Origin of the sequence: Streptomyces sp. NPDC087310, assembly GCF_044744405.1 — a bacterium.
GTDB lineage: Bacteria > Actinomycetota > Actinomycetes > Streptomycetales > Streptomycetaceae > Streptomyces.
The window spans coordinates 88,033-101,788 of the sequence record NZ_JBIUYF010000006.1 but is presented as its reverse complement, the minus strand read 5'-3'; the positions used below and the strand labels follow the sequence as shown (position 1 = coordinate 101,788).

Genomic DNA, 13,756 nt, shown 5'->3' with positions numbered 1-13,756 from the left:
CTCAAGCTGACGCCACGAACAACCCACCGTGGCCGCGCTGTGCGGGCCGACGGGCCCCCTCGGCCGGTTCCTCTCCGGGGCGGGTTTTGCCCTGGTCCGTCAGGGGTGGGCCGTCCCATCATGGAGGGGCAGACCGATCGGAAGAGGTGAAGCAATGGGACGTGGGCGCAAGGTGGTTGGAAGGGTCCTGCGGAGTGCGGGGCGCGGGGTGGTTCGGATCGAAGAGGACGACAAAGGCCACCAGTGGGTGACCTGCTCCGGCTGCCGCAGAGAGGAGTACGCGCCGGGCCCCGGCCGTGCTGCGCCTCGTCAGCGCAAGCATGCGGACGAGTGCACTCGCTGAGTGCTGGCAGTGTGTGCCGCCGGGAGCGTGATCCGGCAATGTGTTTTCGGACGGCCCGGGTGTGCGCCTGTTGCTTTATCGATCTTGGTGAGTGGGAGTCGAACGCATGCCCGGGCCGGGTGGGGTGCGTGGATGGCTTCAGGCGTGCAGGGTGGGCCGGTAGATGAGTTCCTGGATGTTGGCGTCGAGTGTCCGGCTGTCGAGCAGTTCGAGGTCGAAGTCGGCCGCACCTTGGAAGATCGGATGATCGCCGGTCTGACCGGTGATCACGGGGAAGAGTGTCACCTGGACGCGGTCGACCAGGCCGGCGGCCATCAGCGCCCGGTTGAGCGACATGCTGCCGTGCGAGCGCAACGGCACCTCGGACTCCTCTTTGAGCCGGGTGACGATGTCCACGGCGTCACCGCTCACGACAGTCGCGTCCGGCCAGTCGAGCGGTCCGTCCAGGGTGGTCGACACCACCGTCGCGGGCAGGTTCATCATCCGGGTGACCCAGGGGTCACGCCCTGACTCCTCGAAGACCGGGGTCAGTACCTGCGCGAACGTCCGATAGGTGTGGGCGCCGAAGATCATCCGCTGCTCGGCCTCGTACAGGGAGAGGCGGCGGTCGAGCAGTTCGGGGCCTTGCTTGCCCCAGTAGCCGCCCCAGTCGCGACTGGTGGGGCAGCCGTAGCCGTCGAGGGTGGAAAAGACATCGAAGGTGTAGATGGCGGCCATGATGCTCTCCTCGGGTGTGGTGGAGCGGGTACGTGAATGGAGACGGGACCTCACGGCGAAACTCATCGCAGCGCCACGCCAACCCACTGGTCCCGCAGGAGTCAGGAAAGGGGTGGGTCGGCAGCGCGTCCCGGGACGGCAGGAAGCGCCCGTCCCAGGCGAGCGAGCGGGGACAGCGCCAGTACCACCGGGGACAGCATCATGCCTGCGGCCGTCACCAGGAGGCTGGTGCGCAGTCCCCATTCCTCCGCGAGGAATCCGCCGAGCAGAGAGCCGAGCGGGGCCAGTCCCATGCCCATGAACGTGATGGTGGCGGCCGTACGGCCCTGCATCCCGTCCGGGGTCACCGCCTGCCGGACGGCCATGACCGTGACGGACACCAACTGGCCGCCCACCCCGAACACGAAGCTGACCGCGAGGAGTACGGAAACCGTCACCACGGAGGAGCCACGCAGCGCGGCCACGCACAGGAACGCACCGTCGCCGAGTGCCGCCGCCGCCACGAGCACCGCACCGTAACCGAATCGGCCCGGCAGCCGCGCGGCCAGCACCGAGCCCAGGAGCGCTCCTGGTCCCGTCGCCGCCAGCGCCAGCCCGACAGCGGTGCCCGACAGGTGCAGTTCCCGTGGCAGGAAGAGCAGGTAGACGGTCATCATCGCCGCGAAGCAGAACTGGAAGGCCGCCGAGGCCAGGCACACGCTCCGCAGCGCGGTATCGGCGACGACGAAACGCAGGCCCTCACCAATCCGCCGCCAGACCCGAGGAGGACGTTCGGAACGCTCGAGGATCGGTTCGGTCCGGCGGATCCGCCGGACCGACAGGAACGACAGTACGAAGAACAGCACGCTGGAGGCGGCAGCGATCGGCGCCGACAGCAGGGACACCAACGCGCCGCCGAGGGCGGGACCGCCGATCTGCGCCGCGGACCGGCTGCCTTCGAGCGCGCTGTTCCCCCGTACCAACTGATCGCGTTTCACCAGCCGTACGAGAGACGCCTGATACGCCACGTCGAAGAACACGGACAGGACCCCGACCGCGAAGGCGACCACGAACAGCGCATGCAGGCCGAGCCACCCGAGGAGGCCGGCCATCGCGAGGGCGCCCAGCGCCAGGGCTCGGCCGGCGTCTGTCAGCACCATCACGGTGCGGGTCCGCCACCTGTCCACCCACGCGCCGGCGAAGAGCGAGAGCAGCAGGATGGGCGCCTGCCCCACCGCGCGCAGGATGCCCAACTGCCCGGCGCCGGCGTCGAGCGTCATGACCGCGAAGAGCGGCAGGATCACCAGACAGGTGTGTTCGCCGAGTTGGGAGGCCGTCTGCCCCACCCAGAGTCGGCGGAAGTCGGCGTCCCGCCACAGGCTGGACGCAACAGGCCAACCGGAATCGGATACAGCGGAGGAGGCGGAGGAGCCGGAGGAGCCGGAGGAATTGGAGGAGCCGGAGGAATTGGACGGCACGGGAATCCCTTGACAGCGGACAACGAGGCCCGTCACCCGGCGCACGACAGACGCACCGACGGTTCAGGCGGGGGAAGGCTCGCTGTGCCGCGACTCAAGGGCAGCACGCGATGACAGGCCGATCACGGCCTACAACGTCAACGCGCGCTCGGACGACCGGGCATGTTCTTGGCTCCTCGTGGGCTGTTCACCGAACGAACATTAGCCCTCGGCGACCAGGCGGGAAAGAGGATATGACGCCGAGGAGGTCAGCCAGGTGAGCGGGCCGACCAGACCCTGACGACGAGAGGGACCAGACAGCCATGTCCATGGAATACCGGATGCGCCGTACCCTCCCCAGCGACCGGGTCGCCATCATCATGCCCGTCGACCACGGCCTGATCTTCAACCGGATCGAGGGCCTGGAGACCCCCTCGGCCCCGTTCTCCACCTGGGGTGACAAGGACGTCACCGGCTTCATGATGACCCCGGGCCAGGTCAAGCAGACCGAAGCCTTCTTCGCCCGTCACCCGCACCTGACCCGCGTGCTCACCATCGACACCTACTACGACTACGCGCAGCTCGACGGCGGCGGCTCCCACAGTCTCATCACCACCGTCGAGGAAGCCGTCCGCATGGGCGTCGACGCCGTCGAGATGCTCTTCCCCTGGAACGGCTCCCGCGCCGAGCAGGCCGCCCTCGCCCAGAGGACGGCGTCCTCGTGGATGCCGACCTCAACCCTCTGACCCGGACCCTGCCCTGGTTCGATCCCCGCCGCACCGCCCTCTTCCGTACCCTGCGACCCGTACTCGACCCGGCCGACGACGTCGGCACGGCCACGGACACGGCCCGTTCCCTCGTCGGCTGGGCCTGGGCCCGCGCACAGCCACACGCCGACCGGGCGACCGCCTGGCTCGCCCTCACCGACTTCGTGGCCTGCAGGTGGAGCACGACCAGCTTCCTCAGCGACACCCTCGCCGCGCGCACCGGCGCCTGGCGTCCGCTCGCCCGCACCTGGCACACCGCCCGGGTGCGCGCCACCCTCGGCACCACCGGCCTGCTGCCCTCCGCGGTGCCCACGGGAGAGATCGTCGGTTCTCAGGGACCTTCCTGCCCGGCGCGGCCGGCGGTCAGCCCCCCGCGTTCACCGCTTGCGCCCCGGCGGCTCCTTTCTCCCGCGCCTCGGCCGTACTCGGCGCGCCGGCCGGCCTCGGTGACCGTGCCATCACCGCCGTGCGGACCATCACGGCGTCGGACGCGCCGGTGTTCACCGCGGGCGGCTGGGCGCGCTCGCGCGGCTGGATCGACATCAAGCAGACCGTCACCGGCAGGACAGCTCGTGTCATCGCCGAACCCGAAGTGACCGCGGTGGGGTCGGCCCTCCTCGCCGCCCACGCTCTTGGCCGGCAGCCGGACGTCACGACCGCCGCCCGACTCCTGTGACCGCTGCCGGGTCCTCCCCCGGGGCCGACGCCCGCCCCGGTCCGGTCCGCAACCGTCATCATGGGGAGCGGACCGGCGGCGACAGCACCCACTGAGCCGGACAGGGTCCGACCACCACCGCACAGCACCACGAGCAGAGAACGGAACCATGCACTCTTCCGTCGGACACCAGACCCTGCCCAGCGAGCCGGTCGACATCAAGTTGATCGTCGCCGACATGGACGGCACCCTCCTGGACGACGCGGGAAACCCGCCCCCTCGGCTGCGCCGGGTCCTGGCGCTGCTGCGCCGACGCGGCGTGCTGTTCAGCCCGGCGAGCGGCCGCCAGTACGCCACCCTCGCCCGCCTCTTCAGCGGCGTCGACGACGGCATGATCTTCATCGCGGAGAACGGCACCCACGTGGTCCGCGACGGCAGGGAACTCGGCTCCGACCCCCTGGACCCGGCCGTGGCCGCCCGGCTCGTCAAGAAGGTACGCGGCCTCGCCGACAGCGGCATCGACGTGGGGGCCGTGGTCTGCGGCAAACACCGCGCCTACACGGAACGCGCCGACGAAGCCTTCCTGGCCCAGGTCGCCAAGTACTACGTCGCCCACGAGAGCGTCGAGGACGCCACCGCCGTCGACGACGAGATCAACAAGATAGCCCTCTTCGACTTCGGCCCCGCGGCCCTCACCACAGCACCGGCCCTTGCCGAGTTCACCGAGACCCATCAGGTCGTCGTCTCCAGCGAGCACTGGATCGACGTGATGAACCGCACCGCCAACAAGGGCGCCGCCCTCCGGCGCGTCCAGCAGGACCTGGGCATCACCCCCGCCCAGACACTGGTGTTCGGCGACTACCTCAACGACCTGGAGATGCTCGACGCCGCCGAGTGGTCCTTCGCCATGGCCAACGCCCATGCGGACGTCCTGGATCGGGCCCGGTACACGGCACCCTCCAACAACGACGACGGCGTCCTGCGCACGATCGAGCGGCTCCTGCGTCTGCCCGCCACGCACAACGGCTGACGCGTGAACGGGGCATGAGCGATCATGACCGGAATGGACACTCGTTTCCTTGGTATCGCCGATCTGGTCGAAACCCCGTCCGTGGCGGTCGTGGTCGACGTCATGCGTGCTTTCACCGTGGCCGCCCGGGCCTTTGCCCAGGGGGCGGAAAAGATCGTTCTTGCCGAGTCGCTGGACGAAGCCCTGGCGCTCAAGGCCCGTCACCCGGATTGGGTGGCGCTCAAGGACGGTCCGCCCGCACCCGGGTTCGACGCCGTCAACTCGCCGGGCCTGCTGCGGTCCGTCGACCTTGGCGGACGGACCGTTGTGCAGAAGACCACGGCAGGGACGGTCGGCACCCTTGCGGTCAAGGAGGCGCCGATGGTGCTGTGTACCAGCTTCGTGGTGGCGGAGGCGACGGCTCAGTTCTTGCGGACGCGCGCGCGTGGCAGGGTCACCTTCGTGGTCACCGGCGAAGACGGACAGGCCGACGAGGATCTGGCATGTGCTCAGTACATCGCCCGGAGAGCCACCGGGGCTGGGACGGACCCTGCCGAGTTCCTCCGCCGCGCCGCCGGGTCGCGCGCCGCCACCGAGCTGACGGAGGGGGTACGTCAGGGAGCCCATCCTGATGACGTCGCACTCTGCCTTGAGCTCGACCGCTTTCCCTTTGCCATGGTGGCGGCCTGGGAAGACCCGCTCATGGTGCTGCGCCCGTGCACCGTGCCGTCGCCGGCCGACGACGCCCCGATCCGACAGACGGGCCGGCGGGGGCCGGGATGCGGGGCGCCGAATACGTGACCCGCACCCGGCGAGGTGTCAGGCGGCGGGCTGGGCGGCCTTCCAGGCGCGGTAGTGACGGGTGGGGTCGTCGGTGAAGGAGGTGTGGCGGGGGGGTCCAGCCCAGGAGGCGGTGAGCCTTGGCGCTGCTGACGAGTTCGTCCTGGTCGGCGGCCATCTGCATCATGTCGCCCGCCTCGGCGGCGGCGAACCACTGGCCGGTCATGGAGGTGGTCGCGGGGCCTCCGTTCATGAACCCGGGGCGGATCACGGTGTGGGCGAGGCCGGAGGCGGCCAGCTCCTTCTCCAGTACGAAGCGGAAGCCGATGGGGCTTTCGGGGTTTCCGGGGGTGTTCTCGTCCATGAGAGGCAGGCCGGTACGGCCGTAGGAGGATATGCCGGTGGTGAACACCAGGCGGCGGCGCCCGTCCCGCTCCTGGGCGGCGAGCAGCTCGGCGAACAGGCGCCGGTCACCGCCGACGGGGTCGCTCATGTCCATCAGCAGGTGGACGACCACGTCGGTGCCGTCGAGGTGTCCGCGCCAGGTCTCCGGCTCGGAGAAGTCCCCCTCGACGGGGATGACCTCGTCCACGGTGAGAGCGCGGGCCGCGGGGCGGAGGCGTCGCGCGCCAGGCCCAGGACGGTGTGCCCGGCACGGGCCAGAGCGGCTGAGACACGGCGGCCGGCGTAGCCGGTGGCGCCGATGACGAGGATCTGCATGAGGAGTGCTCCGTGTGCTGTGTCGTGCCCGGGTCAGGCGGCGGGGGTGGTGGTGAAGAACCGGGCGAGCCGGTCGGCCGTCCAAGCCGGGTTGTCGGCCGCGAAGGTGTGCGCGGCCCCGGGGACGGTGTCGCGGCGCACGTCGGCCGCAGTCGCGCGGGCCCCCTCCAGCAGGACGCTCTGGGGCAGGCCGCGCTCACCGTTCAGGACGAGGACGGGCATGGTCAGGCGGCCGCCGGCGCGGGCGGCCCGCCCGTCCTGGACGAGGGTGGTGTAGTGCTCGAAGCCGCCGCGCATCGCGTCGGGGCGGGTGTGGACGCGCAGCAGGTCGGCGCGGTCGGCGGCCTCACGCCCTCGCGCATCACGCGCATCATCGACGGCCTGTCCCGCCACGACATGGTGCGCAAGGTGCGCCACAGCCTGGACGCGCGCGGCAGTGAAGCCGTCCTCACCGACACCGGACTGCACGCCATGCGCGCGGCTCAGCCCGCCCACCTCGCCAGCGCCCGGCGCCGGGTCCTCGACCACATCCCGGCCGACCTCCTGCCGGGCATCGCCGAAACACTGGCCGAACTCGCCGACCTCCCCCGGTAGCCGCGGCCCTGCCGGCGAGATCAGCGGGGAGACCGGCGGCGGAGTGGAACGTACGACCTGCCTTGCCGGCTACCGCACGCGACCCGCGGGGCAGTTGCCTCCGTACCGAGCCGTCGTCACGTCGTCCCGAAGCGAGCGCCGGTACTGATTCAGGGGTGCATGACGATCTTTCCCACGTGCCCCCTGCGGGAGAGTTCCTCCTGGGCCCGAGCGGCCTGGTCCAGTGGGAAGGTCGCGGCGATGACGGGCTGGACCTCTGCCCGGCGGGCCAGGTTCATGAGGAGGCCGAAGTGGGTGGGCGTGTGCATCGCGGATCCGATGATCTGGGCGTTGTGCAGGTAGAGGCGGCGCACGTCAAAGGTCACGTCGTAGCCGCCGAGTGCGCCGGCGATGACCCACCGGCCCCCTTCGCGCAGCAGCGGCAGCCCCTCGCTCACCAGATCGCCGACCACGACGTCGAGTGCGACGTCGATGCCTTCCGGGGCGGCGGCGCGGATGTGCCCGGCGATGTCTCCCGCACGGTCGACGACTTCGTGCGCGCCCGCCTCGCGCACCGCATCGATCTTGGGTCCGCTGCTGATGGCGATCACCTTGGCGCCGCGCGCACGGGCGATCTGCACCAGCGCGAGGCCGACGCCGCCGGAGGCTCCCGAGACCAGGGCGGTCTCCCCCCTCCGCAGCCGGCCGCGCTCGATCATGCCCAGCGCGGTGCCGTAGGCGGTCGGCAGCGCCGCGAGCTGGTCGTCCGTGAGCGGAGATTCCGTCACGTCATGCACACGCTCCACCGGCGCTGTCACATACTCGGCGTATCCGCCGTCGCGCTCGCTCCCCATCAGCCCCACCGGGTTGGCGTCCGGCCCGTCGGTGTCGTAGATCGCGGGGTCGACGACCACTCGGCGTCCGATGAGGCTCCCCTCCACCCCGGTCCCGGCGGCCACGACCCGGCCGGCCACATCGGCGCCCTGGATACGCGGGAAATCGATCGGCCCTCGCCAGCCCGACAGCGCCTTCGGGTCGTCCGGACGGCCGTAGGCGCCTTCCCGGGTCCACAGGTCGGTGTTGTTCAGCGCCACCGCGCCGACCTGGACCAGCACCTCCCCTGCCTGAGGGGCAGGCACGGCCACCTCCGCGAACTCGAGAACCTCCGGTCCTCCGTGCTCTGTGATGCGCACCGCGCGCATGACATCGGAAACACCCATCGCTTGAACCTCCTCGCAGGTATACTGATCTGTGAACATCTCCCACCGTACACCGATCAGTGAAGGGGCCCGTCATGCAGGAAGCGCGGCCTATGACGCCGGCCGGCCGCCGCATCGTGGCGGCCGCCGAGGAGCTGTTCTACAACCGCGGCATCACAGCGGTCGGGGTGGATCTGATCGCCGAGCACTCAGGCGTGACCAAGCGGACCCTGTACAACCAGTTCGGTTCGAAGGACCACCTCGTGGCGGCCTACCTCACGGAACGCGACCAGAGGTGGCGGTCGCATGTCCGTGCCGCCGTCGACGCCGGCGACACTCCCACCGAGGCCGTCACCGCCCCCTTCGAGGCGCTGCGGACCTGGAGCGAGACCAACACCCGCGGATGCGCCTTCATCAACGCGCTGGCCGAAATCCCGGACCCCTCGCATCCCGCACACCGCATCGCCGCGAACCAGAAGCTCTGGCTGCTGAACCTGTTCAAGGAACTCGCCGCCACAGCGGGCTGCTCGCACCCGGCCACCCTCGCCACTCAACTCCTCGTGCTGCACGAGGGTGCCGTCGCCACGCAACCCCTCCCGTTCGACAGCCTCCCGGAGAGCACCGACCTGGCACGAGCCCTGGTTCAAGCCAGCGCAACGCCCCGCCACTAGGGCGTGTTTCGACAAGGTGCCGCCGTTCGGCCACGCGGGGCGGCGTGCGGAGCACCTGGCGGTTCGGTCCGCTCAGTCCGCCCACACCCGGACCAGGAACCGGTGCTCCAACGGCTCCCGCAACGCACGATCGTCACGGTCCTGGTCCGGAACCGGCACCTGCCCCCTGGCCCGCGCAACGGCCGTCACCAGCTCGTCCGTCGCTTCCCCGCGGGGCCGCACCGTGCCCAGCAGCCCGCCGAACCGCCTGGCCAACTCGACGCATTCCGCGTCGGTCAACCCCTCCAGTTCCACGCGCCGTACGACGGCGAAGCCGGGCCCTTCCCGCAGGCGGCGATCGACGTACGGGGCCACATCCGCCAAGGCGTCCCGACCGGCCCTGGCGGTAACGCCGCCTCCGTACCACGGGAGTCGCACCAGCCAGTCGTCCTCCCGCAGGGACTCCCCGTCCCACAGCAGACCTCCACCAGCAGGGACGAGTTCCGTCACGCGGTGCCCCCTTGACCTCGTACGGGATCTTCAACTGACACTGACGCGGGACACAGAGATCCTGCCCCGGAAATCAGGAATGAGACCAGGGCCGCGGAGGAGTGTACGTTCGTACGCTCTGGCTGTAGGGTCCCCGCATGAGTGTTGACGTACTACGCCGGCCCGCTTCGGCCGAACGGCAGGCTCGCGTAGCCGTTGCCGTGCTCTTCTTCACCAACGGAGCTCTGTTCGCCAACCTTCTGCCGAGGTATCCGCAGATCAAGGCGGATCTCGATATCGGCAACGCCGCCTATGGGCTGGCAGTCGCCGCGTTCCCCGCGGGCGCCATCGCGGCCGGTCTCGCGGCCGGGGTGGCCGTCCGGTGGCTGGGCTCGGCGCGGACGGCGGTGGCCGGGACCCTGGTGACCGGCGCGGGGATCCTCGCCGCGGGGCTGGCCGACTCGGTGGTGATGTTCGCGGCGGCGTTGTTCCTGGCCGGGGCGGCGGACTCGATCACCGATGTCGCGCAGAACGCCCACGGGCTGCGGGTGCAGCGCCGCTACGGACGCTCCATCATCAACTCCTTCCATGCCGTCTGGTCCATCGGTGCCGTCGTCGGTGGCTCCATGGCCGCCGCGGCGATCGCGCTCGGTCTCTCGCGGGGGCAGCATCTGACGATCTCGGCCGTGGTGTTCGCGATCGCCGCGTGCGTCGCCCTGCGGTTCCGTCTGCCGGGCCCCGACACCGAGCCGCCCGGGGAGAGCGACGACGGCGGCCGGGAGACGGTCCGGCCGGGGCGTGCGGCAGCGGGTCCGCGCGCCGCTTACGTGCTGGCCGCGCTCGTCCTCATCGCCACGGCCGGCACGCTCGTCGAGGACGCGGGGAGCTCCTGGGCGACGCTCTACCTCTCCGACTCGCTCGACGCCTCGGTGACGCTCGCGGCCTGCGGCTTCATCGCCCTGGTGGGAGCCCAGTTCATCGGCCGCCTCCTGGGCGACCGACTCGTCGACCGCTTCGGCCAGCGCACCGTGGCCCGCGCGGGCGGCCTCATCGCGGCGGCCGGCATGGGTCTGGCGCTGGCCGTACCCACCGTGCCCGGCACGATCCTCGGTTTCGCCGCCGCCGGATTCGGGGTGGCCACGCTGGTTCCCGCGGCGATGCACGAGGCCGACGAACTGCCCGGCCTCAAGGCCGGTTCGGGCCTGGCCATCGTCTCCTGGCTCATGCGCCTGGGCTTCCTGGTCTCCCCGCCCGTCGTCGGGCTGATCGCCGACGCCACCAGCCTCCGGGCAGGTCTGCTGGTGGTGCCCCTCGCCGGACTGCTCGCGCTCCTGCTCGCGGGAGTGCTGCAGGCCCGGAAACAGTAGGCCGAAACGGCAGGCCGGAAACGGTGGGCCCTCCGGTCGTACGACGCCCGGGCCCGTACCCCGCCCCGAGTGTACGATCGTACGCATGCCGATGGACCACTTCGCCCAGGACCCCCGCACCCACCTCGAACGCATGCTGTCGGGCGATCTCTACATCGCCGACGACCCCGAGATCGCCCGTCGGCAGCAGCAAGCCGTACGCCTGGCCGCCCGCTACCAGGCCGCCTACGTCGAAGACGCCGACGCCGCGCGGCCGATCCTCGCCGAACTGCTCGGCTCCCTGGGCGAGGAGGCGCACGTACGGCCACCGCTCCATGTCGACTACGGCAGCAACATCACCGTCGGCGCACGCACCTTCGTCAACTTCAATCTGACCGCGCTGGACGTCGCGGCGATCACCATCGGCGAGGACTGCCAGATCGGGCCGAACGTCCAACTGCTCACCCCCACCCACCCCTTGGAGCCGCAGCCCCGCCGCGACAAACTGGAGGCCGCCCGCCCGATCACCATCGGGAACAATGTGTGGCTCGGCGGAGGCGCCACCGTCCTGCCCGGTGTGAGCATCGGGGACAACTCCGTCATCGGCGCCGGCGCGGTGGTGACGAAGGACGTGCCCGCCGACGTCGTCGCCGTGGGCAACCCCGCGCGCCCGGTCCGGAACCTCTGAGAGACTCCTGCCATGGCGACCGGACACACCGACCCGCGGCGACGCGAACGCATCATCGCCGCCACCCTCGACCTCATCGCCGAGGAGGGCGTCGCCGGTGTCTCCCACCGGAAGATCGCCACGCGTGCCGGTGTCCCCCTGGGATCGATGACCTACCACTTCAGCGGCATCGAACAGTTGCTCAGGGACGCGTTCGGCCGCTTCGCCGACCACATCGTCGCCGTCTTCGACGCCCACCTCGCCGCCCCCACCGACCGCGACCAGGCGTGCGAGGCGGTGACCGACCTCGTTCACGTCCTGTCCGAGGGAAGCCAGCGCGACCTCGTACTCTCCCAGGAGCTGTACACCCTCGCCGCCCGCCAACCCGTCTACCGGGAGATCACCCACGAGTGGATGCGCCGCAGCCGCGTCCATCTGGAGAAGCACTTCGACCCCGATACGGCGCGCCAACTCGACGCACTCATCGAGGGATTGACCCTCCACCGGGCCCTGTCGCGCGAGCCCCACGACCGCGCGCTGACCCGTGAGGCCATCACCCGGATCACCACGACAGCGGGACACACCGAGCCGGCCTGACCGGCAGCCCCCACGGACCGGGTTCGGGATGACCCGGCATCTCGCGCGTCGGCCGGCCGGCGCGCGCGCCGGCCGGCGCGCACGGGCCGTCCTGGTCAGGAAGCCATCTTGGCGGCGATGAGCTGGGTGGCGCTCTCCTTGTCGCTCTTGATCCGGCCCCAGTCGAGTCCGAGGGTCCGCACCGTGTTGCGGGCGATCTCCGCCTGTACGGGGTCCGCACCGTCCGCGAACCGGTACAGCGCCACCGCGTACTCCTCACGCTTGCTGGGGCCGGTCCTGCGCCAGAACGCCAAGGTCTTGCCCAGATGCTGGAGGGTTCCGTCGTCAGGTGCCTCGGCGGCCGTCTGCTCCCAGCGTCTGGCCACCGTCTTCCACGCCTTGTACGAGGCGAGCCCCAGCGCGACCGTCGCAGCCGCCGCGGCCAGACCCCAGCCCACCGGCGTGGTCACGAGTACCGCGGCACCGGCGGTGGCACCAGCGGCGATGGCGATCGTGGAGATGAGGGAGGCCACCGAGGCCGACACCCCGAGGGCCCCGGCCAGGGCGCTCGTCATCTTCTTGATGACACCCCGCTTGTTCTTCCCGATCGCGTAGAGCTGGATCTGCCGCAGGGTGACCTGGTCGTCGCCCCCGCGCTCGTGCCGGCCGACCGCCTCCGCGAATTCGTTCAGGGCCCTGCTGATCGCCTGTTGGGCCTGTTCGCGCCGGGCGGCCTCCCGCACGGCGGTCGCGTGTGCGGTCACGGCTTCCTGGAGCTGCGCCTCAAGGTCCTGGTAGGTGAGGACGAGGCCGGCCAGCAGCTCGTTCGTGGTGTCCGGGTAGCGCCGTTCGCCCTCCGGCCGTGCCTGGTCCTCGACCCGGGCCTTGTACTCGGCGTGCGCACCCTCGAACTCGGTGTCGAGCGTGTGCATCAGGTCGAGGCGCGCCTGTACTTCCTCGTTGGCGGCCTTCAGCGCCGCCGCGGGCTGCTGGTCCTGCGCGAGCATGAGAGCTTCGAGTTTCTTCACCCGTTTCCGGGCCTTGGCCGCCTTGCGGCCGTACCGACCGGCCTGCAGAGCGGCCCCGGGCAGGGCGGCGACACCGCCGCCGGAGAGGACGCCGTTGTAGACGGCAGGGGTGAAGCTTCCGGAGAGGTTCATCGCGCCACCCGCGCCGTTGAGCACACCGCCCACCATGGCGGCGGTGTTCTGCGCCCCGTCCGCCCGGGCACCGCTCAGATCGCGGCTGAAGCCCTGGTGCTGTCCACTGCCTTCCGGCGCCTGCTTGCGGCCCTGATGGGCGGCGCGGCCCGCCCGGACGTTCCCGTAGAGCCCGGCGCCCGCCGCCACGGCGGTGCCCGCGGGTCCCGCGATGCCTACGTTGTAGGAGTCCGGGGTGCTGAAGGTCGGCACGTCGTACTGCCCGGCGATGGTCGCGGTGGCCGCCGGGGTGGCCAGGTCGGAACCGAGCCCGAGGGTGTCCCTGCCCGCCCCGCCGGCGGCTGCCGCGGCCCGTCCGCCGCGCGACGGGCCCGAGGGTTTCCTCTCCCGCTCCGCGTCACCCGCCCGTTGCACAGCGGGGCCGCCCACCGCCCGGCGGGCGGCGGGGCCGCCGGTGGTCCGGCCGGTGGTCGAGTTCCCGAGAGCGGAGGACATGACGGTGTTCCCGACGAGACTCTGCACGGCCAGCATGTCCCGCGTCGGCAGTTCGTCGCCCCGCCCGGCCGCGACGGCAGCCGCCGCGCGGGCGGGGAGTTCGGACCGGCGCGCGTTCATCACGCCCCGCTCTTCCCGTGCTGTCCCGCCTCTTCGCCCGTTCGCCCGCAACGT

At 71.0% G+C, this 13,756-nt stretch carries 17 protein-coding genes; 9 read left to right on the top strand and 8 right to left on the bottom strand.

Annotation, left to right across the window (positions count from 1 at the left end; all coding sequences use genetic code 11):
• Positions 1-481: 481 nt before the first annotated feature.
• Both ACIO3P_RS23330 and ACIO3P_RS23325 read right to left on the bottom strand, forming a co-directional pair.
• Positions 482-1,060 (bottom strand): dihydrofolate reductase family protein, encoded by a 579-nt coding sequence (locus tag ACIO3P_RS23330; protein ID WP_329823206.1) that lies wholly within the window; start codon positions 1,058-1,060, stop codon positions 482-484.
• Between the two features lie 101 nt (positions 1,061-1,161).
• Complete coding sequence (locus tag ACIO3P_RS23325) at positions 1,162-2,418, bottom strand: MFS transporter (RefSeq protein ID WP_401852555.1); 1,257 nt, start codon at positions 2,416-2,418, stop codon at positions 1,162-1,164.
• A gap of 401 nt (positions 2,419-2,819) precedes the next feature.
• On the opposite strand from ACIO3P_RS23325, the gene ACIO3P_RS23320 reads away from it, so the two are divergent.
• The 4 genes from ACIO3P_RS23320 (at position 2,820) to ACIO3P_RS23305 (ending at position 5,728) form a co-directional block, all read left to right on the top strand.
• Positions 2,820-3,242 carry a hypothetical protein gene (locus ACIO3P_RS23320; protein ID WP_329823207.1) on the top strand — a complete coding sequence of 141 codons (423 nt, stop codon included), beginning with the start codon at positions 2,820-2,822 and terminating at the stop codon, positions 3,240-3,242.
• A 487-nt stretch (positions 3,243-3,729) separates the two neighbouring features.
• Entirely contained in the window at positions 3,730-3,939 is a 210-nt protein-coding gene (locus ACIO3P_RS23315; protein ID WP_401851950.1) for a hypothetical protein, read from the top strand.
• 148 nt (positions 3,940-4,087) lie between these two features.
• On the top strand, positions 4,088-4,948 hold the full coding sequence (locus tag ACIO3P_RS23310) for a Cof-type HAD-IIB family hydrolase (RefSeq protein ID WP_401851948.1): 861 nt from the start codon (positions 4,088-4,090) through the stop codon (positions 4,946-4,948).
• A 33-nt stretch (positions 4,949-4,981) separates the two neighbouring features.
• Positions 4,982-5,728, top strand: coding sequence for a 2-phosphosulfolactate phosphatase (locus tag ACIO3P_RS23305; protein WP_401852553.1), 747 nt, complete (start codon positions 4,982-4,984; stop codon positions 5,726-5,728).
• On the opposite strand, the gene ACIO3P_RS23300 is transcribed toward ACIO3P_RS23305, so the two are convergent.
• Genes ACIO3P_RS23300 through ACIO3P_RS23290 form a run of 3 tightly spaced genes read right to left on the bottom strand, consistent with a single transcriptional unit; the run spans position 5,628 to position 6,844 of the window.
• Positions 5,628-6,299, bottom strand: a complete 672-nt coding sequence (locus tag ACIO3P_RS23300) for an NAD-dependent epimerase/dehydratase family protein (RefSeq protein WP_401851946.1) — start codon at positions 6,297-6,299, stop codon at positions 5,628-5,630. The two genes, ACIO3P_RS23305 and ACIO3P_RS23300, sit on opposite strands and share 101 nt — an antisense overlap.
• Positions 6,206-6,427, bottom strand: coding sequence for an NAD-dependent epimerase/dehydratase family protein (locus tag ACIO3P_RS23295; RefSeq protein ID WP_401851943.1), 222 nt, complete (start codon positions 6,425-6,427; stop codon positions 6,206-6,208). The genes ACIO3P_RS23300 and ACIO3P_RS23295 overlap by 94 nt, the downstream gene beginning before the upstream one ends.
• A 33-nt stretch (positions 6,428-6,460) precedes the next feature.
• A complete protein-coding gene (locus tag ACIO3P_RS23290; protein ID WP_401851940.1) occupies positions 6,461-6,844 on the bottom strand; it encodes an alpha/beta fold hydrolase in 384 nt (127 codons plus the stop codon).
• On the opposite strand from ACIO3P_RS23290, the gene ACIO3P_RS23285 reads away from it, so the two are divergent.
• On the top strand, positions 6,836-7,021 hold the full coding sequence (locus ACIO3P_RS23285) for a hypothetical protein (RefSeq protein WP_401851937.1): 186 nt from the start codon (positions 6,836-6,838) through the stop codon (positions 7,019-7,021). The two genes, ACIO3P_RS23290 and ACIO3P_RS23285, sit on opposite strands and share 9 nt — an antisense overlap.
• 149 nt (positions 7,022-7,170) lie before the next feature.
• Here the strand turns inward: ACIO3P_RS23285 and ACIO3P_RS23280 are convergent, their stop codons facing one another.
• Positions 7,171-8,220: a zinc-binding dehydrogenase gene (locus ACIO3P_RS23280; RefSeq protein WP_401851935.1), complete on the bottom strand. Its 1,050-nt coding sequence runs from the start codon at positions 8,218-8,220 to the stop codon at positions 7,171-7,173.
• A 92-nt stretch (positions 8,221-8,312) separates the two neighbouring features.
• Between ACIO3P_RS23280 and ACIO3P_RS23275 the strand changes: the two genes are divergently transcribed.
• Positions 8,313-8,870: a TetR/AcrR family transcriptional regulator gene (locus ACIO3P_RS23275; protein ID WP_329823216.1), complete on the top strand. Its 558-nt coding sequence runs from the start codon at positions 8,313-8,315 to the stop codon at positions 8,868-8,870.
• A 72-nt stretch (positions 8,871-8,942) separates the two neighbouring features.
• On the opposite strand, the gene ACIO3P_RS23270 is transcribed toward ACIO3P_RS23275, so the two are convergent.
• The gene (locus tag ACIO3P_RS23270; RefSeq protein ID WP_329823217.1) at positions 8,943-9,359 is read right to left on the bottom strand and encodes a hypothetical protein; all 417 of its coding nucleotides are present in this window, start codon (positions 9,357-9,359) and stop codon (positions 8,943-8,945) included.
• Positions 9,360-9,496: 137 nt separating this feature from the next.
• Here ACIO3P_RS23270 and ACIO3P_RS23265 point away from each other — a divergent pair, with 137 nt between their 5' ends.
• From ACIO3P_RS23265 to ACIO3P_RS23255, 3 genes are all read left to right on the top strand, one after another.
• Positions 9,497-10,705 (top strand): MFS transporter, encoded by a 1,209-nt coding sequence (locus ACIO3P_RS23265; RefSeq protein ID WP_401851932.1) that lies wholly within the window; start codon positions 9,497-9,499, stop codon positions 10,703-10,705.
• Positions 10,706-10,790: 85 nt separating this feature from the next.
• Positions 10,791-11,372 carry a sugar O-acetyltransferase gene (locus tag ACIO3P_RS23260; RefSeq protein WP_401851931.1) on the top strand — a complete coding sequence of 194 codons (582 nt, stop codon included), beginning with the start codon at positions 10,791-10,793 and terminating at the stop codon, positions 11,370-11,372.
• A 12-nt stretch (positions 11,373-11,384) separates the two neighbouring features.
• Positions 11,385-11,948 (top strand): TetR/AcrR family transcriptional regulator, encoded by a 564-nt coding sequence (locus ACIO3P_RS23255; protein ID WP_401851928.1) that lies wholly within the window; start codon positions 11,385-11,387, stop codon positions 11,946-11,948.
• Positions 11,949-12,043: 95 nt separating this feature from the next.
• Here the strand turns inward: ACIO3P_RS23255 and ACIO3P_RS23250 are convergent, their stop codons facing one another.
• Positions 12,044-13,702: a hypothetical protein gene (locus ACIO3P_RS23250; protein ID WP_401851926.1), complete on the bottom strand. Its 1,659-nt coding sequence runs from the start codon at positions 13,700-13,702 to the stop codon at positions 12,044-12,046.
• Positions 13,703-13,756: the final 54 nt, after the last annotated feature.

Excerpts from the sequence above, each read along its gene's own strand:
- ACIO3P_RS23330 (WP_329823206.1), bottom strand. The coding sequence starts at position 1,060 with ATGGCCGCCATCTACACCTTCGATGTCTTTTCCACCCTCGACGGCTAC.
- ACIO3P_RS23260 (WP_401851931.1), top strand. The coding sequence starts at position 10,791 with ATGCCGATGGACCACTTCGCCCAGGACCCCCGCACCCACCTCGAACGC.
- ACIO3P_RS23255 (WP_401851928.1), top strand. The coding sequence starts at position 11,385 with ATGGCGACCGGACACACCGACCCGCGGCGACGCGAACGCATCATCGCC.
- ACIO3P_RS23295 (WP_401851943.1), bottom strand. The coding sequence starts at position 6,427 with ATGCAGATCCTCGTCATCGGCGCCACCGGCTACGCCGGCCGCCGTGTC.
- ACIO3P_RS23280 (WP_401851935.1), bottom strand. The coding sequence starts at position 8,220 with ATGGGTGTTTCCGATGTCATGCGCGCGGTGCGCATCACAGAGCACGGA.
- ACIO3P_RS23310 (WP_401851948.1), top strand. The coding sequence starts at position 4,088 with ATGCACTCTTCCGTCGGACACCAGACCCTGCCCAGCGAGCCGGTCGAC.
- ACIO3P_RS23265 (WP_401851932.1), top strand. The coding sequence starts at position 9,497 with ATGAGTGTTGACGTACTACGCCGGCCCGCTTCGGCCGAACGGCAGGCT.
- ACIO3P_RS23305 (WP_401852553.1), top strand. The coding sequence starts at position 4,982 with ATGGACACTCGTTTCCTTGGTATCGCCGATCTGGTCGAAACCCCGTCC.
- ACIO3P_RS23250 (WP_401851926.1), bottom strand. The coding sequence starts at position 13,702 with ATGAACGCGCGCCGGTCCGAACTCCCCGCCCGCGCGGCGGCTGCCGTC.
- ACIO3P_RS23275 (WP_329823216.1), top strand. The coding sequence starts at position 8,313 with ATGACGCCGGCCGGCCGCCGCATCGTGGCGGCCGCCGAGGAGCTGTTC.
- ACIO3P_RS23320 (WP_329823207.1), top strand. The coding sequence starts at position 2,820 with ATGTCCATGGAATACCGGATGCGCCGTACCCTCCCCAGCGACCGGGTC.